Source organism: Peptoniphilus equinus, assembly GCF_027921445.1.
Lineage (GTDB): Bacteria > Bacillota > Clostridia > Tissierellales > Peptoniphilaceae > Peptoniphilus > Peptoniphilus equinus.
In genome coordinates, this window is record NZ_CP115667.1 from 365,686 (window position 1) to 388,838 (window position 23,153).

At 46.3% G+C, this 23,153-nt stretch carries 23 protein-coding genes; 20 read left to right on the top strand and 3 right to left on the bottom strand.

Annotation, left to right across the window (positions count from 1 at the left end; translation table 11 throughout):
• The first annotated feature begins 12 nt into the window (after nucleotides 1-12).
• From O6R05_RS01855 to O6R05_RS01885, 8 genes are all read left to right on the top strand, one after another.
• A complete protein-coding gene (locus O6R05_RS01855; RefSeq protein ID WP_271191841.1) occupies nucleotides 13-609 on the top strand; it encodes a hypothetical protein in 597 nt (198 codons plus the stop codon).
• Nucleotides 597-1,226 (top strand): ABC-2 transporter permease, encoded by a 630-nt coding sequence (locus tag O6R05_RS01860; RefSeq protein ID WP_271191842.1) that lies wholly within the window; start codon nucleotides 597-599, stop codon nucleotides 1,224-1,226. The genes O6R05_RS01855 and O6R05_RS01860 overlap by 13 nt, the downstream gene beginning before the upstream one ends.
• 22 nt (nucleotides 1,227-1,248) lie before the next feature.
• A complete protein-coding gene (locus O6R05_RS01865) occupies nucleotides 1,249-2,010 on the top strand; it encodes a CPBP family intramembrane glutamic endopeptidase (protein WP_271191843.1) in 762 nt (253 codons plus the stop codon).
• A 147-nt stretch (nucleotides 2,011-2,157) separates the two neighbouring features.
• On the top strand, nucleotides 2,158-3,063 hold the full coding sequence (locus O6R05_RS01870; protein ID WP_271191844.1) for a J domain-containing protein: 906 nt from the start codon (nucleotides 2,158-2,160) through the stop codon (nucleotides 3,061-3,063).
• Nucleotides 3,060-5,630, top strand: coding sequence for an ATP-dependent chaperone ClpB (gene clpB / locus O6R05_RS01875; protein ID WP_271191845.1), 2,571 nt, complete (start codon nucleotides 3,060-3,062; stop codon nucleotides 5,628-5,630). Before O6R05_RS01870 ends, clpB begins: the two co-directional genes overlap by 4 nt.
• 42 nt (nucleotides 5,631-5,672) lie before the next feature.
• Nucleotides 5,673-5,945 carry a hypothetical protein gene (locus tag O6R05_RS01880; RefSeq protein WP_271191846.1) on the top strand — a complete coding sequence of 91 codons (273 nt, stop codon included), beginning with the start codon at nucleotides 5,673-5,675 and terminating at the stop codon, nucleotides 5,943-5,945.
• 747 nt (nucleotides 5,946-6,692) lie between these two features.
• Entirely contained in the window at nucleotides 6,693-6,932 is a 240-nt protein-coding gene (locus tag O6R05_RS08290) for a hypothetical protein (protein WP_390904744.1), read from the top strand.
• Between the two features lie 161 nt (nucleotides 6,933-7,093).
• Nucleotides 7,094-8,005: an S-layer homology domain-containing protein gene (locus tag O6R05_RS01885; RefSeq protein WP_271191847.1), complete on the top strand. Its 912-nt coding sequence runs from the start codon at nucleotides 7,094-7,096 to the stop codon at nucleotides 8,003-8,005.
• Nucleotides 8,006-8,052: 47 nt separating this feature from the next.
• On the opposite strand, the gene O6R05_RS01890 is transcribed toward O6R05_RS01885, so the two are convergent.
• The 3 genes from O6R05_RS01890 to O6R05_RS01900 form a co-directional block, all read right to left on the bottom strand.
• Entirely contained in the window at nucleotides 8,053-8,523 is a 471-nt protein-coding gene (locus O6R05_RS01890) for a hypothetical protein (RefSeq protein ID WP_271191848.1), read from the bottom strand.
• A gap of 6 nt (nucleotides 8,524-8,529) precedes the next feature.
• Nucleotides 8,530-10,062: a Na+/H+ antiporter NhaC gene (nhaC, locus tag O6R05_RS01895; RefSeq protein WP_271191849.1), complete on the bottom strand. Its 1,533-nt coding sequence runs from the start codon at nucleotides 10,060-10,062 to the stop codon at nucleotides 8,530-8,532.
• Between the two features lie 436 nt (nucleotides 10,063-10,498).
• A complete protein-coding gene (locus tag O6R05_RS01900) occupies nucleotides 10,499-11,743 on the bottom strand; it encodes a hemolysin family protein (protein ID WP_271191850.1) in 1,245 nt (414 codons plus the stop codon).
• Nucleotides 11,744-11,919: 176 nt separating this feature from the next.
• Here O6R05_RS01900 and sufC point away from each other — a divergent pair, with 176 nt between their 5' ends.
• The 12 genes from sufC to O6R05_RS01960 are packed head-to-tail and all read left to right on the top strand — an operon-like array spanning nucleotide 11,920 to nucleotide 23,151.
• Nucleotides 11,920-12,669, top strand: a complete 750-nt coding sequence (gene sufC, locus O6R05_RS01905; RefSeq protein ID WP_271191851.1) for a Fe-S cluster assembly ATPase SufC — start codon at nucleotides 11,920-11,922, stop codon at nucleotides 12,667-12,669.
• Entirely contained in the window at nucleotides 12,669-14,078 is a 1,410-nt protein-coding gene (gene sufB, locus O6R05_RS01910; RefSeq protein ID WP_390904733.1) for a Fe-S cluster assembly protein SufB, read from the top strand. Before sufC ends, sufB begins: the two co-directional genes overlap by 1 nt.
• Nucleotides 14,079-14,085: 7 nt before the next feature.
• A complete protein-coding gene (locus O6R05_RS01915; RefSeq protein ID WP_271191852.1) occupies nucleotides 14,086-15,066 on the top strand; it encodes a SufB/SufD family protein in 981 nt (326 codons plus the stop codon).
• Nucleotides 15,060-16,292, top strand: coding sequence for an aminotransferase class V-fold PLP-dependent enzyme (locus O6R05_RS01920; RefSeq protein WP_271191853.1), 1,233 nt, complete (start codon nucleotides 15,060-15,062; stop codon nucleotides 16,290-16,292). The genes O6R05_RS01915 and O6R05_RS01920 overlap by 7 nt, the downstream gene beginning before the upstream one ends.
• A complete protein-coding gene (sufU, locus tag O6R05_RS01925) occupies nucleotides 16,279-16,731 on the top strand; it encodes a Fe-S cluster assembly sulfur transfer protein SufU (RefSeq protein WP_271191854.1) in 453 nt (150 codons plus the stop codon). Before O6R05_RS01920 ends, sufU begins: the two co-directional genes overlap by 14 nt.
• Nucleotides 16,732-16,739: 8 nt before the next feature.
• Nucleotides 16,740-17,141, top strand: coding sequence for an RrF2 family transcriptional regulator (locus tag O6R05_RS01930; protein WP_271191855.1), 402 nt, complete (start codon nucleotides 16,740-16,742; stop codon nucleotides 17,139-17,141).
• Nucleotides 17,142-17,143: 2 nt separating this feature from the next.
• Nucleotides 17,144-18,265 (top strand): cysteine desulfurase family protein, encoded by a 1,122-nt coding sequence (locus O6R05_RS01935; protein WP_271191856.1) that lies wholly within the window; start codon nucleotides 17,144-17,146, stop codon nucleotides 18,263-18,265.
• 5 nt (nucleotides 18,266-18,270) lie between these two features.
• Nucleotides 18,271-19,506, top strand: coding sequence for an AI-2E family transporter (locus O6R05_RS01940; protein ID WP_271191857.1), 1,236 nt, complete (start codon nucleotides 18,271-18,273; stop codon nucleotides 19,504-19,506).
• A 25-nt stretch (nucleotides 19,507-19,531) separates the two neighbouring features.
• The gene (alaS, locus tag O6R05_RS01945) at nucleotides 19,532-22,165 is read left to right on the top strand and encodes an alanine--tRNA ligase (RefSeq protein WP_271191858.1); all 2,634 of its coding nucleotides are present in this window, start codon (nucleotides 19,532-19,534) and stop codon (nucleotides 22,163-22,165) included.
• 18 nt (nucleotides 22,166-22,183) lie between these two features.
• Complete coding sequence (locus tag O6R05_RS01950; RefSeq protein ID WP_271191859.1) at nucleotides 22,184-22,432, top strand: IreB family regulatory phosphoprotein; 249 nt, start codon at nucleotides 22,184-22,186, stop codon at nucleotides 22,430-22,432.
• Nucleotides 22,433-22,492: 60 nt separating this feature from the next.
• Nucleotides 22,493-22,912 (top strand): Holliday junction resolvase RuvX, encoded by a 420-nt coding sequence (ruvX, locus tag O6R05_RS01955; RefSeq protein ID WP_271191860.1) that lies wholly within the window; start codon nucleotides 22,493-22,495, stop codon nucleotides 22,910-22,912.
• Entirely contained in the window at nucleotides 22,909-23,151 is a 243-nt protein-coding gene (locus O6R05_RS01960) for a hypothetical protein (RefSeq protein ID WP_271191861.1), read from the top strand. The genes ruvX and O6R05_RS01960 overlap by 4 nt, the downstream gene beginning before the upstream one ends.
• The last annotated feature ends 2 nt before the right edge of the window (nucleotides 23,152-23,153 follow it).

Consider the following 23,153-nt stretch of genomic DNA (forward strand, 5'->3'; position numbering starts at 1 on the left):
TTTTTTATCTATGTGAGGCAGAATCTTTTCTATATCCTGTTCTTCACTGTGATGGCGCAAATGAACAGTATCAGTGCGGTCTGGAAAGTCGGCGTCACTTCCGAGATAGTGATTCTCATCAGCACCATGACTCTCTTTTTTGTCAGCAGTATTGCCGTGCAAATTGTGGTGCAAGACAGAGGAAGTGGCTTTGTACAGTATCTTCAGGCGTCACCCCTCAATTTGACGGACTATTGTAAAGGGGTGCTGGGAGGCTTCTACCTGTTGGTCATCGGGATGATAGCAGTGTTTGGTGTCATACAATTTATCCTGCTCCACAATGTGAACAGTTTGAGCAACTTTATTGCCGTGGGGATGGGGGTTCTCCTTCTGGGGAGTCTATATACGATTGCGGTAGTGATCTTTGGAAGCAAATGGGTGTATTACGGTTATATTGTGTTGTATGTCGGCATGATTCTGATACAAATTTCTTTTGCACCGCAGCTTACCGCCTTTGTCACTAACCATAATAATTTTATTCTGGCGGGATTGTTATTACTGGCGACGTTAGTTTCCAACGGATTATTGATGAAGTTTACAAAAACAAGGGAGACGACATGGGCGCTTTAATATATCGCTTAAAAGTATATCTTGGTTACAGTGTGTTGAAATCGGAGTTGCTTCTTTTACTGTTGGGACTTGTGGTAGTCTATTTTTCGCAAAATTTGGAAATCGCCACGACCATGGTCATTTCAGGTATGATGGCGGTGTTCCCCAAGGTGTTTAGTGAAGAGGAAAAAAGCAACAGTTTGGATTATTTTAAGGCGACGCCGCTCACACGAGGTGAAATTGTAGGGAGTTACTTTGCCATGTATCTCATCTGTTGTGCTTTGGCTCTTATCAATCTCGGGCTTTTTATCGGTGCGGCAGAATTTGGTTTTCACTTGGATTTTGATGCGGATTTTGTTTTGGGATTTGCCGCAGGAATTATGATGGCTTATGCGTGGATTTTGAGCCTGGCATTTAAATTGCCCCTTCAAAAGTTTGTGATACTTATAGGTCCGATCATTGTAGCGGTTGTCGTTGCGCTTGTCGGTCTTGGATGGCTTTTCGTACAACTGTTTGGGATGCCGGATGTCTCGGTATTTTCTGCTATAGGGATTGTTCCGACACTCATTATTGCTTTTGTCATCAACACGGTCATCAGCTACGGCCTCAGTCTTGCATTTATCGGGGAAAGGAGGTAAACTACTTTAAAGCGAGGCAGTTATGAAAAAAGATAAGAACATGGCAGTGTCTGATGAGACAATCAATTCAACTGATACGGCGCAGAATCTGTGTGAAGAAGACAAGGCACCGTTGTCAGATGTGTCAACCTATGGATTTTTTCCTTTCGGCGATGTAGCACTTACACGCTACATCATTGCACTCTGTCTTATCACACTGCCCTATGTCATTACCGGTGCGGTGGGGACGATGCATCCGATGCTGAGTATCGGCATCACGGCGGTAGGCTTTTTCAGTGTGCTGCCTTTGGATCTTTTTGCCTATAAAGAGCTCTTTAAGTGGCCGAGACCAAAGGCATTGCTTGGCATTTTAAAGTATACGCTCCTCACCTTTATCTGTGCCATTGTGTCGGCCGTTATTGTTTCCCGATTTGGCGCTGTGGAACATTCTGTGATGGAAGTATTGAGTCCGGACAGCTTTTGGATTATCCTTGGCGTGTTGGCGGTGCAGCTTATTGCGGAAGAACTCTTTTTTGTCCTTTGGTTTTTATGTCTCTACCATAAGCTGCCTTTTAAAGCGCCGACACGTTTGATGTTGGCATGGGTTGGCTCGTCGCTCCTTTTCGGCCTTTTGCATCTGAGCACTTACGATTATAATTGGGTGCAGGCTGTGGTGGGTGTCGGTTTTGTGCGTCTGGGACTTTCCGCAGCCTACATTCGCTATGGGAATCTCACTGTCTCTTATGTGGCACATCTGCTTTATGACGGTCTGATTCTTGCGGTGGGCACATTTCTTACCGTGTAGTTTCAATCGACAGCGGCTCTGGCCGCTTTTTTTATTGGCGAAAAAAGTGTTATGACATGAAAGAAATTGTGGATAACTCTTGCAAAACAGAGAAGAACTGAGTATAATGTAATCAAGGTCAAAGAAGGTCAAATATTAGGAGGCACGATGAAATATAGAGATTACTATGAAATATTAGGGGTGGATAAGCATGCTGATGAGAAAGCCATTAAGCGCGCCTACAGAAAGTTGGCAAAAAAATATCACCCGGATGTCAATGGCGGCGATGCTGCGGCACAAGAGAAGTTTAAAGAAGTGACAGAGGCCTATGAAGTGCTTTCTGATCCGGACAAGAAGCAAAAATATGACACCTTCGGATCCAACTATGATTTTCAAAACGGCACGAACTTTGATCCGTCTCAGTATGGCTATTCTTACACCACATCCGGCACCGGCGACTTTTCCGATTTTTTTGAAACTTTTTTCGGGTCTGACGCCCATCGTGGACGCGGCTTCAATTTTCAGGATATTTTCTCCGGGGGGGCCAGTCGCGGACGGGAGACATTTCGACAAAAATACGATACGAGTTTAAATATCACTTTGGACGAAGCGTACCGAGGTACCACAAAAAATGTCACGTTGGATGTGGGAGGACGCCCTGTTGAGATTGCGGTGAAGGTGCCTCGGGGCATTACCCCGGGCAAGAAGATTAAAATCAAAGGGGACAAGTATGGTGTCCATGGCGACATTCTCTTTAAGATTGATATCCAGACAGGAACTCAAGAGGAGCTGGACGGGTTGAACATCGTGAAGGAAGTGGACATCTATCCGTGGCAGGCGGCGTTGTCCGACACGGTGATGGTCCAAACTCTTGAAGGGAAGATCAAGGTTAAGATTCCGGAAGGGTATCAGCCTAAGAATAAAATGCGTATTCCGCACAAGGGATTTCGTGATATGAAAGGCAATGAGGGGGATCTCTACATCCAATTTCGTATGATGAATCCCCAGCATTTAACGGAAGCACAGTTAGCGCACTACCGCGCGTTGAAAGAATTGGAGGGAAGTAACGCATGAATTTAGAAAAATTTACGCAAAAGTCTCTTGAAGCGGTAAAGACGGCAGGAGATCTTGCTCGTGAATATGGCAATCCTCAGGTGGAACCTATTCATCTTCACGCCGCACTTTTAGAGGATGGGGACGGACTGATTCCAAGGGTATTGCAAACCATGAATGTGGAGGTTCAAAGCCTCAGAGGCGACCTTAAGACGCAACTGGAACGGCTGCCGAAACAGTCCGGGTCTGTGTATCAGGCACCGTCTTTTCTCAAAGTGCTCGATCGAGCTGAATCGGTGATGACACAGTTTAAGGACTCCTATCTAAGCGTGGAACATATGTATATTGCGCTGCTTGAAAGTAAAGAGGATCGAGGTGCGCTCTTTGCTCAATACGGCATCACTAAAGATGATTTCCTTTCGAAGCTCCAAAAGATTCGAGGCAATCAGCATGTGACGACCGATAATCCGGAAGGCACCTATGACGCGCTGTCCAAGTATGGACGCAATTTAACGGAAGAAGCCCGCTCGGGCAAAATGGATCCGGTCATAGGAAGAGATGAGGAAGTTCGTAATGTCATCCGCATTCTCTCACGACGCACGAAGAACAATCCCGTTCTTATAGGAGAGCCCGGCGTGGGGAAAACCGCCATTGTAGAAGGTTTGGCTCAGCGTATTGTGAATCAGGACGTCCCTGAGGGATTAAAGCAGAAGACCATCTTCTCGCTGGATATGGGGGCGTTGGTGGCAGGGGCCAAATACCGAGGCGAGTTTGAAGAGCGTTTAAAGGCGGTGTTAAAAGAAGTGGAAGAATCCGACGGCGATACACTCCTCTTTATTGATGAAATACACAACATTGTAGGCGCCGGCAAGACGGAAGGTGCTATGGATGCCTCCAATCTGCTCAAACCCATGTTGGCGCGCGGCGAGTTACATGCCATTGGTGCGACCACCTTGGATGAGTACCGCAAGTATATCGAAAAAGATCCGGCATTGGAGCGTCGTTTCCAAAAAGTTATGGTTCAGGAACCGACAGTGGAAGACACCATCTCCATTCTTCGGGGATTAAAAGCAAAGTATGAAATCTATCACGGCATTCGAATCAGTGATGCTGCGGTTATTGCGGCGGCCATCTTATCGGATCGGTATATTTCCGACAGATTTTTACCGGATAAAGCCATTGACTTAATGGATGAATCCTGTGCGATGCTTCGTACGGAGATTGAATCCATGCCGACAGAAATTGACGATGTGCGCCGACGCATTTTGCAGTTGGAAATTGAAAGAGAAGCATTGAAAAAAGAAACGGATGACATTTCCGCAAAGCGTTTGGACGAATTGGAAAAGGAATTGGCTGAAGAAAAGGTCACTTTTGATGAACTGAAAGCCAAATGGGAAAGTGAGAAAAATGCCATTGACAATTTGAAGGTGCTTAAAGAAAAAATTGATGCTACAAAGACCGCCATTGAACAGGCGGAGCGTAACTATGACTTGGAACAGCTCTCGGTATTGAAGTACGGTGAACTTCCTAAACTGCAAGAAGAGCTCAGGGCCATGGAAGCCAAAAGCAATGACATCACCATGGTCAAAGAAGTGGTGACCGAAGATGAAATCGCCGGTGTCGTATCCCGATGGACGGGGATTCCTGTGGAAAAATTGGCACAGTCGGAGCGGGATAAGCTTCTGAATCTGTCGGACATCCTCCACAAGCGGGTCATCGGTCAAGATGAAGCGGTGGATGCCATTGCTGATGCCGTGCTTCGTCAACGAGCCGGACTGAAGTCGGAAAATCGGCCAATCGGCTCCTTTATTTTCCTCGGGCCTACCGGGGTGGGCAAGACGGAAACGGCAAAAGCTTTGACGGAAAATCTCTTCGATTCGGAAAAGAATATGATTCGCATCGATATGAGCGAGTATATGGAAAAACATGCTGTGTCCCGACTGGTGGGTTCACCTCCCGGCTATGTCGGTTATGATGAAGGCGGCCAGCTCACAGAAGCCGTACGTCGTATGCCTTATGCCGTCGTCCTTTTTGATGAAATTGAAAAGGCTCATCCGGATGTGTTCAACATTCTTCTTCAAGTTTTGGATGATGGACGTCTTACGGATAACCAGGGTCGTACCGTGGACTTTAAAAATACCGTCATCATCATGACCTCCAATATTGGCTCGAGCTATTTGCTCGAAGGCATTGATGCTGACGGTGAGATTTCTCAGAAAGCTCGTGATGCGGTAGATCAAGAGATGCGACGTCACTTCAGACCGGAATTTTTGAACCGTGTGGATGATATCGTACTCTTTAAGCCGCTGCAGCGGGATCAAATATTTGAAATCATCGGACAGACCGTCGCAGGCATCGAAAGGCGTCTGGCAGATCGAGGGATCACCTTAACCATTACAGAGGCGGCGAAAAAGCATATTCTGCAGCGAGCTTACTCGCCGCAGTACGGCGCACGACCTGTGAAACGGTATATTCAAAGCACGTTGGAGACCAAGCTTTCCCGTGCCATTATCCGAGGCGACGTCACTGACGGTTCGGTTGTCGTTGTAGATGCGAAGGATGATGACTTAGTTTTGTGTGTGAAGTAATAGAATGAGTTAAAACTGCCGCAGAAGCCGGCAGTTTTTTATATGAAAAAATCTCGTAGGGCAACTTGTTCAGTCGGCGAGATCATGCGAAATGGCACAGAGATTACACCTGACAAAGATAGTGCAGTTATGATGAGAAATGCAGGCTCATGGGCAGTTTTTAATAAAACAGGTGACAAGCCAAGAGAATTTATGTGGGAACTTACTAAATCAGTATCTCCAGACATAAAAGGACCTGGCACTATTTCAATAGGATATTCAGCAAATTTTTCATATACAGCAAATATAAATTTATCATGGGATGATAAAGTATAAATTGGTGGAGCTTGGTCAACTTCTAGCAATAGTAGTTTTTCAGCAAGTTTTGACGTGCCGGAAGGAAAAGTTCAACATATTGAATTTACACCATCCTATAAAATTATTTATAGAGAATTTGTAGATTATTTTGATGGAACTGTAGTAGGACGAAGACAAGTTGAAGTTAAACAACCAATACAAGTTGGAAATTACTGTGACGGAGTATACTTATTGCATGATTCCTATTAAAATAAAAATATCTAGCATAATTGCTAGATATTTTTATTTTCGCCAATGTATTATTTTAATTAAGAGATGTATTTAATACTTTCACCAGTTCTTAATAATGTCGTAGCCTATGAAAAAAATAAAGGTAATATATACTATATGAGATTAAATTTAAACTATTTGATCCAACGCCTAATCGAGCCATAATATAATCTATTTAAAAAAAATTAAGATGAAACTGCTAAGTAAACAATTTTTACTAAATTTTTGGGTGAAAAATCCATTTTAATAGCCTCCTCTTATTAAATCACCATAATTTTATCATAGTAATTCAAATTATTACGTAGAGTCCTAAAATATTTCATAAGATAAACCTACCTAAGTATATCAGTAACATTGGTTTTTGTTAGGTTGTAAAATGCGATACTTTTGATAAGTAAAAACTCATACTAACTTCGTGTAAATAGTAATAAATAGAAATCACACACTGAAGTCAATATAAGTCAGAGATATCCTACGCTAAACGATAGAAATAAGATAGAGGTATTAAGTTATAAAGGCTATTCTTCTAGAGGAATAGCGAAAATTTTAAATTTTCATCACTTTACAATTGTTACAGAACTTCAGAGATGCAAAAGAACTTACAAAGCTATAGAAGCAGATAAAGACACTAGATATGAACCATCATTTAGGGGAAGAAAGACTAAATCTACTGATGCGATAAAGAATAAAATACATGATAAGCTTAAACTCCAAATGGTCGTCGGAACAAATTGATTTTACTCTTTTAGAAGATATGGGAGAAACTCGTAGTTGCCAACCTATTCAATCCCATTGAGAAGATCGGGAACTGTTCAAAAATTACAAATCAATGACAAATTGATATCAATATGGAAAAAACTGCCGCAACATGATACACTACACTCTCGAGGTGAAACATGAAAAAGAAATTATTTGGAATTTTGGCTCTATGTCTGTCCCTCACCGGCTCGGTGTATGGTGCGTCGATCAAAACGCCGGCTCACTTGACCGTTACCACGGCAGAGGACAGCTATGTGCTCAAATTCGACAATACAGAGCGATCGTTTAAAAATGTGACACAAGCCGCTTTTGAAGTGGATGTCATGAGTAATTGCAGTTTGTGGTCTTCCGGCCGGGGCAAAGTCTTGACCAAGCCTTATGACACTGCAGAGACTATAAGTATTACGATACCGCAAGATGAATTAAAAGGCTTTGCAGATGACGAAGCTACCGGCTACAAGTTTCGAGTTCGCTATGACTTTTCGGGGCAGGAGAGTGCATTCTCATCGGAAGTGAGCATCGGCAGTTTTCCGTCCTTTAAAAATGCCAGTCCGTGGGCGCGGGAAGCCCTTTATGTGGCTCAGGATCTGCATATCATTCCTCAAACGGCACTGAATGATATGACCCGAAGCGTGACCCGTGAAGAGTTGGCGGAGATGTTGGTTAAAACGGCAGAGATTGCCGGTTTGGGAAGAGCTCACGGTCATGATAGCCTCTATACTGATGCGGCGACGGACTATCCGTCTCAAGCTCAGGCTCTTGGGATTATGACTGGTTACGGACCGCAATACTTTGCTGCTGCGTCACCGTTAACCAGAGAAGATATGGCTGTGAGTACGGCACGTCTTTTAGGTGACAAACTTCAGGGTTCGGCTGTAGTCGGCGATAGTAATCTTGCCAGTCCCTATGCGAAAGATGCCATCGGCAAAGTGGTCAGCGCAGGTTTGATGAGCGAAAGCGGCAGCGTCTTTAATCCGAAAGGCACTGTCAGCGTGCAGGAAGCTCTTCTGGTGATGGTGCGTCTCTATGACGGCTATCAAATAAAATAATATCCCATAATAAAACCCGGCTTAATTATACGAAGCCGGGTTTTGTGTTAACCTTTCATCAGTTGTCGTTCCTTGACGCCGTCATAAATTTTAATCGATTTGTTTTGGCGTTTTGCCATCTGAACGATGGGATCGCGATAGGCCTTCGGAAACGATAACTTTTTTGTGCGAACATCTTTGGTAAAGTAGAGCAACACCTTGTCGCCGTTTTTCGGATCGGGTTCATAGGTCAGTGCATCGATGACATCCCAAGGCCACAATTCGTAGCTGGTGGTGATGTACATCTCATGGAAAATCTCCAAACCCCGTTCCGTCACCGCTACGATTTTTTTCATCAGTAGGGCCAGGACAAAGAGAATGCCGAAGATGCTTGTAAAGCGATAGGGTGTAAACAGACCTGCGGCAATGAGTACCACAGCCATCATCCAACCGCCTCGCACACTCCATTCACTATGTTCTGTCTTGCCGGAGCTCAAATATTTGGCTCCGTTTACGTTGGTCCAAGGTAAGTTACTCATGCTACATTATTTGCTAAGTTGAGGAATCTTACCGGCTGCACGACCTTCTTCAAGTGCTTTCATAGCGATGCGGTGAGCTTCTTCAGGTGCTTCGGCAGCTTTTTTCATAACAGTCTTGCCGAAGATGTTAGTGTAAGAACCGTCAGCCCAGAAGATGTTGCGACCCATAAATGCCATAGCTGCTGCAAAGATTGGGTTGAGCAGGTTGACAAAGGCAAATGGGAAGTATGCGAACGGACTGATGCCGAGGGTATTCATTTGATAAGCACCGCAGGCGGTCCATGGGAACATTACAGCCCAAAGGGTACCGGCGTCTTCAAGGGTTCTGGAGAGCATATTACGTGCTAAACCGAGTTCGTCGTATTTATCAGCGTAAAGTGGAGCAGGTACACCAATACCGAGGAATTGGTCACACATTGCAGCATCGCAGAAAATGGAAGTCAGCATTGTTGTAGCAACTAAGCTGCCGACAGAGTTGATGCGGTTTTTGATGCCGCCGAAGAGACGATCGACAGAACCGCAGCGTTCCAGAGCACCACCGAAAGAAACGGCGAGGAGAATAAGGTTGATAGTCCACATTTGGTGATCCATACCACCTTTAGCCAGAGCTTCGTCGACAAAAGCATTGCCGGTTTGAAGTTCAGGACCGTAGTGAAGGATATTAAACATATCGCCAAGTGTGTAGCCTTTGTTTTGGAAAATCAGAGCGAATACGACACCGGTAAGTACGGAGATCATAACGCCTGGCAGACCAGGCACACGCATAACGCAAACGATGATGATAACCAAAATTGGGAGAAGTACCAACGGTGTTAAGTTAAAGTTTGCTGCAAGAGATTCTTGGATGCCGGCAGCAATGGTAGGATCGTAGTTGGATACATTGATATTCATACCGAGGATGGCATAAAGAATAAGCGCGATAATAAATACCGGGCCGGTGGTGGAAACCATGGCGGTAACGTGGTCAAAAAGACCGGTTCCGGAAACGGCTGCAGCAAGGTTGGTGGTATCGGAAAGAGGAGAGAATTTATCACCGACATAAGCACCGGAGATAACCATACCTGCTGTGAGTGCAGGGCTGATACCGAGGCCGGCACCGATAGTCATAAATGCGATACCGATAGTTGCGGTAGCTGTCCAGGAGGAGCCGCAGGCAAGTCCGACGATACCGACGAGGATGGCACCTACAGGTAAAAACAGTTGTGGAGTAAGTAAGTTAAGTCCGTAATAAATAAGAGCCGGAATGGTGCCAGAAATCATGAAACTGGAGACCAAAAGACCTACAGTAAGTAAGATGAGAATCGCTTCCATTGAAGCATTCAGACGATCGAGCATACCGGCGAGCATATCGGAGAAGGTATGACCGCAAAGGCGACCGATGAGACAGGCAACCGTGATACCGATAATCAGCGGCATGTGAGCACCGTCATATCCGGAGTCGCCGCCAAATACGTAGAGCATGAGTGCAACCATGACGAGGATAGGAATAAGGGCCTCAATCACGTTAGGCAGTCTAACAGTTTTGTGAGTTTCATTCATAGTGAAATTCATCCTTTCTTTTTAATTTTCGGGACAGAGAGCACATAACTCAGGTGAAGTTGTAAAGTATGAACACGTTTTCATCTGTACTCCGAATTTCTATGGGGTAAGTTTATACCTTCTCAGCCTAATTTCAGTCTATTTATTACTGTAGAAAAAAGATTTAATACGGTTCAAAAATGAGGAAAAAGATTCCATACTGTCATCTTTTGACCCGGACGGAAAAGCTGGAAGGCTGAAGCGGTGGGAAAAGGCTAAAAGCCGTTGCTTTAGAGCTGGAAAATAGCAAATAAATCTTAAAGTTGACAAAAACGTCTGTTATTCGTCTAAAGCGGACTCGTTCTCTGAGCAGTAGGAAAAATAAGAGGATTGATGGAAGTCAAAAAAAGAAAGCCCGAAGGCTTTCGTGACAGGTTATCATAGTGGCGAGGTCGCATCAGCTGTTAAATTTCAGTAACACACGTTCGATGCGGTTCTTGGTGCTTTTGTGAATGACGAACTTCAGAGAGCCTTCCTCAATCACTTCACCCTGTGTCGGGAAGCGGTCCAGCTTTTCAATGAGAAATCCGGCGATGGAGTCGGTTTCGTCGCTGTGGAGCTCAAGGTCGAGACGGCGGTTGATGTCGGAGAGGTTCATGGCTCCGTCGATGAGGTACTCTTTAGGGCCCACTTTGCGAAACTCTTCATCTTCAGTGGTGTCGAATTCATCGGAGATGGCACCGACGATGCGTTCGATCAAGTCTTCAATGGTAATCATGCCTTCCGTACCGCCGTACTCATCGGTAATAATGGCGACGGAAACGCGTTTACTGCGCATCTCGTTAAAGAGCGGCGCGATGTTTTTGAATTCGTAAGTGAAAAACGGTGGACGTAAAATATCCAAATGGTCTTTCAGGACAAAAGATGAATTGAATTTTAAGATGTCTTTGACGTGCAAGATGCCGTAGATGGTATCCAGATCCTCATCGTATACCGGCATGCGTGAGAAAGATTCCTCTTGAACCAGACGCACAATCTCATCGTAGGTCATATCCACATCCACCCCGACAATGTCCGTGCGCGGTGTCATAATATCTTTAACTAAGGTGCCGCGAAAATCCATGACGTTTTCGATGATTCGGGATTCGCTTTTATCTAAAATGCCTTCTTCGTAGCCAAGACTCAAGGCATCAAAAATCTCGTCTTCTGTGATGCGGGGTTCTTCGAAATTTTTGTCCCCGCCTGCAAGGCGTATGAGACCTTCCGCCAGCGCATGGTTCATGGCTCGAAGCGGTGTGGTAACGGTGACTATAGCTTTGAGGGTCTTTCCGTGGGCAGCCACGATTTTTTTATAGTTTTGTGTTCCCATAGCTTTCGGCCACGATTCCCCTACGACAATAATGATGATGGGATAGAGGATTAGAGTGGCAAAAAAACCTGCCCACCGAAAGCGCAAGTAAAAGAAGAGTGCAAGACACGTCGAGGTACAGATGTTGGCGAGGAAGTCCAATATGCGAAGGGCGCTGTAAGTGGACACTTCACCGCTCAGACTTCTGATAATATCGATGTTGGGCAATCCTTCGTTTTCCAAGTCTTTGATTTTGAATGTCGTCAAGGTTTGAAAAGCGCCCTCAATAAGAGAGCATAAATAGGAAAAAAATAAAAAGATCAGGGCGAAAATTAAAAAAATATAGTGAATCATAGAACACCTCACCATGATTATACGTCCATCATTGGGGCATGTAAAGCTCAGCCCCTGAAGTTTGTGGTGCGTCGAGCTTTTACCTAGTGATTTACTATGAAATTACAGATGAGTGTGTTATAATGAGCGGTGTAAAAATCGTAGTGGTTTGCTATGAATTAATTAGAGGAGGCATTATGAAGCGGGAATTGTTAAGAATTGAGAGTTTATCTGCCGGTGTGGAAGATAAGACCATTCTTAAAAATATAAATTTGACAATTAATTATGGTGAGGTCCATGTGATTATGGGACCTAACGGGTCCGGGAAATCCACCCTCGCCAACGTCTTGATGAACAATCCGGAGTATGACGTGACCGAGGGACACATCTTTTTAGATGGGGAGGACATCACGAATCTTTCAACGGACAAAAGGGCACGAAAAGGTATGTTTATGTCCTTCCAGACCCCGATGGAAGTGAGTGGCATTACGGTGGAAAACTTTATTCGCACTGCCAAGTCCACCATTGAAGATAAGAACATTTCGATTTTGAAGTTTAAAAAGGAACTGAAGAAGGAAATGGATCGATTGGATTTTGATGAATCCTATGCCGGCCGTTATTTAAATCAAGGCTTCTCCGGCGGCGAGATGAAGAAGAATGAAATTTTACAAATGTTGGTACTCAATCCGAAGCTGGCCATTTTAGATGAGACGGACTCCGGTCTGGATGTCGATGCCACGAGGGTGGTCTCTGAAGGTATTGGCCGCTATAAATCTGATGACAATGCTGTTGTCATTATCACCCACCACAAAGAGCTTATTCGCAGCGTTGTACCGGATTTTGTCCATGTCATTATCGATGGCGAGTTTGTCAAAGAAGGCGACGCAAGTCTTGTTGATGCTATCGAAACCAAAGGATTTAACTGGATTCGAGAAGAGGTGAAATAATGGCAAAGCAACGCACTCACGTTGAGGAAATGGATCGGGGCATCTATGACCTTAAGAACGCGGTGAAGTATCGTTCCAAGACGGAAAAAGGACTTTCGGAAAGTATTATTCGACAAATCTCCGAAGAAAAAGGCGAGCCGGAGTGGATGCTTGAGCTTCGTTTAAAAGCGCTGGAGATCTTCAACAAAAAAGACAATCCTTCTTGGGGTCCAGATCTCAGTGAAGTGGATATTGAAAAAGTCACCACTTACATTCGTCCCGATGCCGAGTTGACTGACGACTGGAAGAATGTTCCCGAGGATATTCGAAGCACCTTTGATGCGCTGGGAATTCCCGAAGCGGAAAAAGAATTTATGCTCTCCGGAGTCGGCGCTCAGTACGATTCGGAAGTCGTCTATCACAACATTCAAAGGTACCTTCTGGATCAGGGGGTGGTCTACACCGACTTTGAAACCGGACTTCGGGAGTATCCTGAGGTTGTGAAAAAATATTTCCAAAAGTGTATCACGCCGAACCTGCATAAGTATGCCGCACTCCACTATGCGGTGTGGAGCGGCGGGTCTTTTGTCTACGTGCCGGAAGGGGTGAAAGTGGACGTGCCGCTCCAGTCCTATTTTCGACTCAACGCGCCGGGGGCGGGACAGTTTGAACACACGCTTATTATTATTGAAGACAATGCTTACTGCCATTTTATTGAGGGCTGTTCAGCGCCGAAGTATAACGTGTTGAATCTTCACGCCGGAGCGGTGGAGCTCTTTGTGGGTAAAAATGCCACCCTTCGCTATTCCACCATTGAAAACTGGTCCCGAAATATGTACAACTTAAATACCAAGCGGGCCATTGTGGATGAGCGAGGCAAGATTGAATGGGTATCCGGGTCATTCGGCTCCAAAGTGTCCATGCTCTACCCTACGTCGGTGCTCAAAGGGGAATATGCCAACAGCGAGTATACCGGCATCTCTTTTGCTGGCGCGGGACAGTACATCGACACCGGTGCTCAGGCTATTCATACGGCATCTCACACCACCTCCACTGTCAATTCCAAGTCCATTTCAAAGAGCGGCGGTATTGCCGTCTATCGGGGACTGGTGAGTGTGGCACCTCAGGCTAAGCATGTGAAGAGTGCCGTCTCCTGCGAGTCATTGATGTTGGATGCTGAGTCGCGATCCGATACCATTCCTGTGATTGACATTCACAACCGGGATGTGGATTTGGGGCACGAGGCGAAGATCGGCCGCATTTCCGACGAAGTTATCTTCTATTTAATGAGCCGAGGTATTTCGGAAAATGAAGCGAAGGCCATGGTCGTTCGAGGTTTTGCCGAGCCGATTGCCAAAGAACTGCCGATGGAATACGCTGTGGAAATGAACAACTTAATCAGCTTGGAGCTGGAAGGAAGTATTGGATAGGAGCGCTATGAAGGATTATGGAAATAAACTGTCTTTTCCCACCTTTGCATCGTCCAATGTGAACGGGATCACACTGGACGTGCCGGAACTGACAGAACACATAAAAGAAAGAATGCCGAGCCCTATCGGGTCCGGATTCGGTTTTTCTGAGGTTGCGGTCAATCAAGCCGAGACTCAGTACAGCAGCTATACAAAAATTGAAGCCGGTACTCGTCTGGATCGAGACGGCGCACAAGGTGCAGAGCTCATAGACATCGTGGCAAAAGACGGCGAGTCTGTCAGTGTGATTCTCAACTATCGGGGCAAATCCGACTATCGCAACACCTTTGTGCGTGTCCACGTGGGCAAGGGAGCAACGCTCAATCTCTATGTGGTGCAATTGGAAGCGGACAGTACCGTCATCGAAAGCATTGGCGGAGAGGTGGAGGAATGCGGACAGTTAAACATCTACCAATATGAAGTGGGTTCTGTGGATCTCTACGCCAACTTGAAGGTGGCGCTCCGAGGCGAAGCGGCACAGCTGAAGGTGGACAGCATATATTTCGGTTTTGGCGATCACAGTCTCAATATGCTCTATGATGTCCGTCACGAAGGGAAAGCAAGCGTCTCCGATGTGCAAATTCACGGTGCGCTAAAGGATCGGGCGTACAAAAATCTCAAGTCCACCTTGGACTTTATTGAAGGTTCCGCCGGTTCCAAAGGTTCGGAAGAAGAGTATGCCATTCTTTTGGATGACGCCGTGCGGTGTCTGTCCGTGCCGGTGTTGCTCACCCATGAGGATGACGTGGAAGGCAACCATGCCGCCAGTGCCGGGAAAATTGACGGCGAGCTGTTATTTTATCTGATGAGCCGCGGTTTGGACGAAGCTCAGGCACGGTCCCTCATCGTCCTCTCCAAATTTCAAAGCGCCATTGACGCTGTGGAAGATGAGGCGCTTCGCGATGAGTTGATGGCCACAGTACAAGGAATTGTGAGGATGTCATGTTAACAAAAACACAAATCGAAACCATTCGTAAGGACTTTCCGTATTTAGCTGCTACGTCGTATGTCTACTTTGACAACGGCGCTACGACGCAAAAGCCTGAAGCCGTGATCGACAGTATTGCCGACTACTATCAGCACAGTAACGGCAACCCTCACCGCGGAGCGCATCACTTTGCCATCGCCGCCACCGATGCCTATGAAGGGGCAAGAGCGCGGGTGGCCGAATTTTTAAATGCACCGGAGGCGGAAAGCTGCGTCTTTGTGCGCAATGCCACGGAAGGCTTGAACCTTATTGCCTACAGTTGGGCCCTTGAGCATCTCACTGAGGGCGACGAAATTCTCATCAGCATTATGGAACATCATTCCAACTTTGTCACATGGCAATATGTTGCGGAAAAAACCGGCGCTGTCTTAAAAATTCTGCGTCTTGATGAGCATATGCAAATCACCGATGAGGAGTTGGCGTCCAAACTTACACCGAACACCAAACTCTTTTCTATTACTGCCGCGTCCAACGTGGTGGGGACCATGCCCGATGTCAAGGCTATGATTGAAAAGGTCAAGAGAGTCTGCGGCGCGGTTTGCATTGTGGACGGCGCTCAGTACGTGCCGCACCACGCAGTGGATGTGCAGGATATAGGCTGTGACTTCTTTGTGTTCTCAGGCCACAAGATGGTATCAGCTATGGGTATTGGTGTGCTTTATGGCAAACTCGAACTGTTAAATACTATGAAGCCTTTTATGTACGGCGGAGAAATGATCGAATATGTCTATGAAGATCACGCGACGTTTGCGCCGTCGCCACAGCGTTTTGAAGCCGGTACAGTCAATGTCGGCGGCGCAGTCTCGCTGGCTAAGGCTATTGACTATCTGAATGCCATTGGCATGGAGGAGATTTTCGAATACGAAAGTGCACTGACAACCTATGCGTATGATAAGCTCAAAGCTCTGGACTACGTGGAGGTTTATACTACGGACAATGCGCGGCGCAGTCCGGTTCTCAGCTTTAATATCAAAGGGGCTCATCCCCACGATGTGGCAAGCATTCTGGACAGTTACCACATCGCCGTACGAAGCGGACATCACTGCACACAACCTCTGCATCGGGCATTGGGAAACAACTTCTCCTGTCGTGCCAGCTTAGCGTTTTATAATACCTTTGAAGAAGTGGACTATTTCGTAGATAAGTTACAGGAAGTAAGGAGGCTGTTAGGTCTTGAATCTCAATGACATCTATACCGAGCTCATCTTGGAACAGAGCCGAAACAAACGCAATCGTCGCCATTTAGACAATCCGGATTTTGTCGAGCTGGGGCATAATCCGTCCTGCGGCGATGAAATCACCCTGGAGGTGAAAGTCGATGCACAGAATATTGTCGACGCGTCGTATACCGGCGTAGGCTGTGCCATTTCTCAGGCGTCCACATCCATTATGATTGACACGATTAAAGGCCTGGATGCAGATAAAGCTCACGAATTGGCGGTGAAGTTTATTGCCATGGTCAAGGGTGAGATTGACGACCCTGATGAATTGGACGAATTGGACGATGCCGTGGCTTTTGAGTCTATCAAAAATCTGCCTGCTCGAGTGAAATGCGCCGTGCTGCCATGGTACACCTTGAAGGAAATGATCGAGAAAGATATCAGCACGCAAAGTTTTGAAAGTTAGGTGATCGTATGAAACTTTCCACCAAAGGTCGTTATGGACTTATGGCCATGCACCGCTTGGCACAGAATTATGGGAAAGGGCCTTTAGCCGTTCGGGAGATTGCACGAGACGAAAACCTCTCGGAAGCCTATTTGGAACAGCTCTTTTCCCTTCTTAAAAAAGCCAAATTGGTGACCAGTATTCGCGGGGCAAAAGGTGGATACACGCTGACTAAATCCCCGGAAGAAATTAAAATCGGCAGTATTTTAAATGCACTGGAAGGAGACATTGCGCTGAGTTGTTCTAGCAAAAGCAGTGAATGCCGCGGTGAGGACTGTATGGGCAGCTGTGCGACCAAATCCATTTTGGACAATCTCCAAGCGAAGCTTGACGGCGTATTGGACTCGGTGACGTTGGCAGACATGGAGTAGCTATGGGAATTTATTTAGATAATGCTGCAACGACCGCTCTTTCACCAACGGTTTTGGAAGCGATGATGCCGTATCTCACGGAGAATTTTTTTAATCCTTCGTCAGTGTACAGCGGAGCGAAAGCGGCTAAGGCGGCCATTACAAGAGCAAGAGATACCATTGCAGGTCATCTGGGTGTCAAAAGCCATGAAATTTATTTCACTTCCGGCGGGTCGGAAGCGGACAACTGGGCACTGAAGTCCGTCCTCACCGGGACGCGGCGTCACGTCCTGACCACACCGATTGAGCACGAAGCGGTGCTCAAGACAGCGGAATTTCTCCGCATGCAGGGTGTGGAAGTGGACGTCATCCGTGTGGATGGCGACGGCGTTGTGGATGTGGAAGACTTCAAGGCAAAGCTTCGGGACGACACGGCACTTGTGAGTGTGATGTATGCCAACAATGAACTCGGCACTGTGGAGCCGATCGAAGCCATCGGCACGATACTTAAAGACCGGGATTGTTACTTTCATGTGGACGCCGTGCAGGCTCTTGGAAGTATGGTAATTGACCTGTCGAAGCTTCCGGTGGACATGATGAGTTTTTCTGCTCACAAAATTCACGGTCCGAAGGGGATCGGCGCCCTCTTCATTCGTGACGGGGTGGGCATAAATCCCCTCATTCACGGAGGACAGCAGGAGAGAGAACGCCGTGCAGGCACGGAAAATGTGGCGTCTATTGTAGGTTTTGCCAAGGCTTTTGATGAGGCGCGAGCTCATATGGAAGACAATGTCAAGAAGGTGGCGGCTATGCGGGAGATGATGCTCACGCGTCTGTTGAAGATACCTGGCGTGCATTTCAATGGCAGTGTATCTCATCACCTGCCGGGAATTATCAATGTATCCATTGAGGGCGTGGACAGTACGATGCTTCTGATGAAGCTGGACATGAAAGGCGTATGGGCCTCTTCAGGGTCTGCCTGTACCTCCGGTTCCATTTATCCGTCTCATGTGTTAAAAGCTATCGGCCTCAGTGATGAGCTTGCCAAAAATTCCTTGAGAATTTCCATCAATCACATGAATACGCCACAGCAAATTCAGCAAGCTTCTGATATAATCATAGAGAGTATCAAAGAACTGAGGTGAAGGCTGTGGAACAACTGAAATTGGATCAAATTAATGTGGGCAATCTCACGCCGGAGTTCTTCGTAGTAGGGACGGCGGCGCTGGTTTCCATTTTGCTTTTTTTGTCAATTTATTATCTGATCAATATCGGCAATGGGTTCATTGCGGCGGATAAGCGCATTCGTGTGGATTTAAAAGCGGTCATGAAGGTTTTTATCGCCCTGGTGGTACTCTATGTGTTCCGTTTGATTCTTGGAAAATATTCCGTGGTGGCGGACACCTTGTGGGCCATCTTTTTCGGAGTGATTCTTTCCTTTGTCATCAATCCGGTAGTCACTTACTTAGAGACCAACTCTATTCCCCGAAACTGGGGGGTGGTGATCGTCTATGTGAGTATGGCATTGATCTTAGGTATCTTACTTGTCATTGTCATACCGAAGACCATCAATGAACTGACAAATTTACTTATGACCCTTCCAAGTCTTTTGGAGAGTTCCAACGTCTGGTTTAACAAGCTCATCGGGCAGGTCGCTCAAAATAACAATTTGGGCTTGGATTTAAATCAGATCATCCGTCAGGCGAACAACGCTATATCTCAAAGTGTCTTAGAGATTCAGGATTCCCTTATCGATTCCCTAAAAAATGTAGGCAGCGGTGTAGGGGTGGTTTTCTCGAAGCTGCTTCGCATCGTCCTCATGTTCATTTTTTCTTTCTACTTCACTGTAGATAAGAATAAATTTAAACGACGCTTCGTAGCCGGGTTGCCGGAGCATTACAAAGACGATGCGCTCTATTTGGCAACTCATATCAACCAGGCGCTGTTGAATTTTGTCAAAGGGCGTCTGCTTCTTGCTGTCTTTGTCGGGTTTTTAACTATGCTGTATCTGCTGGTACTGCAAGTGGATTTTGCCGTCGTCATCGGTTTTATCACCATGATTGCGGACATCATCCCATATATTGGACCGTTTATGGGCTTTTTGCCGGCGGTGCTTTTCGCACTGATGGAGTCGCCGTTCAAAGCAATGTGGGTGGCTATTCTCTTTGTGCTGGTACAATGGGCGGAAAACAACCTCCTCGCACCGAAGCTCATTGGAGACAAGACGGGGCTCAGTCCGATTCTGGTTCTCATTGCCATTTTAATCGGCGGCGGCGTCTTCGGTGTTATGGGGATGATTTTGTCCGTACCGGTTCTGGCCGTGATTCTTATACTTGTTGACTACTTCAAAATCAAGTACAATGAAATGAATAGCAAAGTATTATAAACCTCCCCTTTCGGGAGGATTTTAAATGAGGTGTAACGATTTGAAGCATTTAAACCTTCAAGATATTCGCAGCGAATTTCTATCTTTTTTCGAAAGTAAAAATCACTTGGTGTTGGACAGTTTTTCTCTGATTCCAAAAGGGGACAAATCCCTGCTTCTCATTGGCGCGGGGATGGCACCGATGAAAAAGTATTTCACCAAGGAACTCACGCCGCCGAGCAGCCGTGTGACAACCTGTCAAAAATGCATCCGTACCGGAGATATTGAAAATGTAGGCAAAACGGATCGCCACGCCACCTTCTTTGAAATGTTGGGCAACTTCTCTTTCGGCGATTACTTTAAAAAAGAAGCCATCAGCTGGGCGTGGGAGTTCTTGACGACACGTCTTGAGATTGAACCGGAAAAATTGTGGGTTACGGTCTTTTTAGATGATGACGAAGCTCACGACATTTGGCGTGACGAGATAGGTATTGCGGAAGAGCGGATTGTTCGTCTGGGAAAAGATGACAACTTCTGGGAACTGGAAGTGGGTCCGTCAGGTCCTTGCTCTGAAATTTATGTGGATCGCGGGGAAGCGTACGGCTGTGGCGATCCGGACTGTAAACCGGGTTGTGACTGCGACCGATTTATTGAGGTGTGGAATTTAGTTTTCACCCAATTTGACAAAGATGAGTCCGGAGTCTATCATCCCCTCTCTCACCCAAATATTGATACCGGGATGGGGCTGGAGCGGATTGCGACAGTACTTCAGGGGACTGATAATATCTTCGAAGTGGACGCACTGCAAAATATTATTCAAGCTTTGGCAAAAAAAGCGGGCATTCATTATGGCGATGACCCGAAATTTGACGAGTCCATTCGCGTTATTACCGATCACATTCGTGCCATGACGTTTATGATCTCCGACTCTATCCGTCCTTCCAACGAAGGTCGAGGCTATGTGCTGCGACGTCTGATTCGCCGTGCGGCAAAACATGGCAAAAATTTGGGGTTGAGCGGATCTTTTCTCTATGAACTCACCGATGAAGTCATCAAGTCCTGGGGGGCGCACTACCAAGACCTCACTGCCAATCGGGATGCTATTGTAGATACCATCCGACGGGAAGAAGAAAAGTTTGCCGAGACCATCGACAAAGGCAATGAACTTTTGATGAGAAAAATTGAAGAGCTGAAAGCGGCGGGCAAAGATACTTTGGACGGCGCCGATGCCTTCAAACTGTATGACACTTATGGTTTTCCTGTGGATCTTACGGAAGACATCCTCAAAGATGCTGGATTCAAGTGTGACATTGAAGGGTTTAATGCGCACATGGAAGCGCAAAAGAACCGTGCCCGTGCCGCTCGTGATACCGATGAAATGGGTTGGAATACGGAAGAAAGCGAGCACGTCTTTGACGGACTGACGAACACTTTTGTAGGTTATGATCAGACTGAAGCCGACAGCCGCATCATGGCGCTTTTTAAAGATGGTGCGAAGGTTACGTCACTTCACGAAGGCGATGAAGGTATTGTCGTGCTGGAATGCACACCGTTTTACGGCATGTCCGGAGGACAAATCGGGGATACCGGAACGATGGAAGGGGAAGGCTTTGTCCTGGACGTTTTGGATACGAAAAAAACCAAGACGGGTCTGCACCTCCACCATGTCAAAGTCAGAGAAGGACTTGCCAAGGCGGAGTCGATTCATGGGGCGATTGACACCTCACGCAGAGACAACATTCGCCGCAATCACTCTGTGACCCATCTTCTGCATCAGGCATTAAAAGATGTTCTGGGCGATCATGTATCTCAAGCCGGGTCGGAAGTCACCGATCGAGGTATGCGATTTGACTTTACACATTTTGAAGCCATTTCTAAGGAAGACCTCAGCCGTGTTGAGACGATTGTGAATGACAAAATCTTCGCCCATCTGCCGGTTATCACCACGCTTACCGATCCTGAAGGTGCGTACAAGATGGGAGCCATCGGTCTCTTTGAAGAAAAATATTCCGATGACGTCCGTGTACTGTCGATGGGAGACTATTCCATGGAACTTTGCGGCGGCACCCATGTGGCCAACACATCGGAAATCGGCATGTTTAAAATTCTGTCCGAAAGCGGCGTTGCCTCAGGGGTTCGACGCATTGAATCCATCACAGGCCCTGCCGTCTATAGTTATCTAAATAACGCCCTTGACTTACAAGGTGCTGTGGCGGAAGCTTTAAAGACACAGCCTAAAGACATTGTCTCTCGTGTCCAAGCTCTCGCCGAACAGGTGCGCGCTACGGAGAAGGCGATGGAAGCTATGAAACTAAAATCGGCGAAAGACGAAATTTCTGATATAATAAACCAAGTACAATCCAAAGACGGTGTGAACTTCGTGACCTATAAATTTAGCGGCGTGGATGTGAACACCTTAAGAAACATGGCTGACGACGTTCGGGAGAAAGTAGGCTCTGTCATTGTGGTCTTTGCTACAGTCAATGAGGATAAATTAAATTTTGTCACGGCAGTTTCCAAAGATCTGACGGAAAAAGGCTATCAAGCGGGTAAGATAATAAAAGAAGTTGCAGCTGTTACCGGTGGCGGTGGTGGCGGTCGTCCGGACATGGCAACCGCCGGCGGCAAAGATATCAGCAAAGTGGACGCGGCGTTAGCTCATGTCGAAGCATTGATTTAACACATAAGAGGAGGAGTCATGACTGATAAGCATCAAACTCAAGTTTTTGAAAAAGAAGCCTTGGAAAGTGAAATCTTTCAAAATATTTTAAAGACGGTATACGATGCATTGGAGGAAAAGGGGTATAATCCCGTAGATCAGATCATCGGCTATATCCTGTCAGGGGATCCCACGTATATCACAAGCTTTAAAAATGCTCGTGCCATCATTCAGGAAGTGGAACGGGACGAGCTGTTGGGGGAACTTCTGCGCAATTATTTAAAATAAGAGGCTTAGGCCTCTACATAAAGTCCCGACGGGACGATATGTGCTTTTGAGGTTGTGGTTATGAATAGGATTTTAGGACTGGATGTGGGAGACAAGTGGATTGGCGTTGCCGTCAGTGACGGATTGAACTTAACGGCCCAACCCCTTACAACCATTGAAAGGACTTCCAACAAAAAAGCATATGAGGACATTGAACACCTGATTCATGAATACGACATCCATAACATTGTGGTGGGACTGCCGAAAAACATGAACAACACTCTGGGTCCTCAGGCAGAAAAAGTGATGGTTTTCGCTGAGAAGTTAAAAAATAAATTTCGCGTCGAGATTACCTATATCGACGAGCGAATGACCACGATATCTGCTGAAAGAGTGTTAATCGAAGGCGATGTGCGACGTGAAGATCGCAAAAAATACGTAGATAAGATAGCAGCTACTTATATTTTGCAAACTCACTTAGATCAAAGGAGGGACATATGAGGCAACTCTTTATGGACGAATTCAATACTGTCGTTGCCTATGATGTCTCAGCACGGTTCAGCATAGACGGAGAGCACTTTGTCGCCCTTGTGGAAGCACAAGATCCCAAAGCTTTTCCGACCATATTAAAACTCGATCAGGATGACTATGGTCAGCGGACTCTCAGTTTTTTGGAATCCGACGAGCTCCACCGTGCCTATCTGGCCTATCTGAAACATCGCGATGAATTCCTCAATTGAGG

Coding starts and splice junctions, on each gene's coding strand:
- O6R05_RS01860 (WP_271191842.1), top strand. CDS start 597: ATGGGCGCTTTAATATATCGCTTAAAAGTATATCTTGGTTACAGTGTG.
- O6R05_RS01865 (WP_271191843.1), top strand. CDS start 1,249: ATGAAAAAAGATAAGAACATGGCAGTGTCTGATGAGACAATCAATTCA.
- O6R05_RS01870 (WP_271191844.1), top strand. CDS start 2,158: ATGAAATATAGAGATTACTATGAAATATTAGGGGTGGATAAGCATGCT.
- clpB (WP_271191845.1), top strand. CDS start 3,060: ATGAATTTAGAAAAATTTACGCAAAAGTCTCTTGAAGCGGTAAAGACG.
- O6R05_RS01880 (WP_271191846.1), top strand. CDS start 5,673: ATGAAAAAATCTCGTAGGGCAACTTGTTCAGTCGGCGAGATCATGCGA.
- O6R05_RS01885 (WP_271191847.1), top strand. CDS start 7,094: ATGAAAAAGAAATTATTTGGAATTTTGGCTCTATGTCTGTCCCTCACC.
- O6R05_RS01890 (WP_271191848.1), bottom strand. CDS start 8,523: ATGAGTAACTTACCTTGGACCAACGTAAACGGAGCCAAATATTTGAGC.
- nhaC (WP_271191849.1), bottom strand. CDS start 10,062: ATGAATGAAACTCACAAAACTGTTAGACTGCCTAACGTGATTGAGGCC.
- O6R05_RS01900 (WP_271191850.1), bottom strand. CDS start 11,743: ATGATTCACTATATTTTTTTAATTTTCGCCCTGATCTTTTTATTTTTT.
- sufC (WP_271191851.1), top strand. CDS start 11,920: ATGAAGCGGGAATTGTTAAGAATTGAGAGTTTATCTGCCGGTGTGGAA.
- sufB (WP_390904733.1), top strand. CDS start 12,669: ATGGCAAAGCAACGCACTCACGTTGAGGAAATGGATCGGGGCATCTAT.
- O6R05_RS01915 (WP_271191852.1), top strand. CDS start 14,086: ATGAAGGATTATGGAAATAAACTGTCTTTTCCCACCTTTGCATCGTCC.
- O6R05_RS01920 (WP_271191853.1), top strand. CDS start 15,060: ATGTTAACAAAAACACAAATCGAAACCATTCGTAAGGACTTTCCGTAT.
- O6R05_RS01930 (WP_271191855.1), top strand. CDS start 16,740: ATGAAACTTTCCACCAAAGGTCGTTATGGACTTATGGCCATGCACCGC.
- O6R05_RS01935 (WP_271191856.1), top strand. CDS start 17,144: ATGGGAATTTATTTAGATAATGCTGCAACGACCGCTCTTTCACCAACG.
- alaS (WP_271191858.1), top strand. CDS start 19,532: ATGAGGTGTAACGATTTGAAGCATTTAAACCTTCAAGATATTCGCAGC.
- O6R05_RS01950 (WP_271191859.1), top strand. CDS start 22,184: ATGACTGATAAGCATCAAACTCAAGTTTTTGAAAAAGAAGCCTTGGAA.
- ruvX (WP_271191860.1), top strand. CDS start 22,493: ATGAATAGGATTTTAGGACTGGATGTGGGAGACAAGTGGATTGGCGTT.
- O6R05_RS01960 (WP_271191861.1), top strand. CDS start 22,909: ATGAGGCAACTCTTTATGGACGAATTCAATACTGTCGTTGCCTATGAT.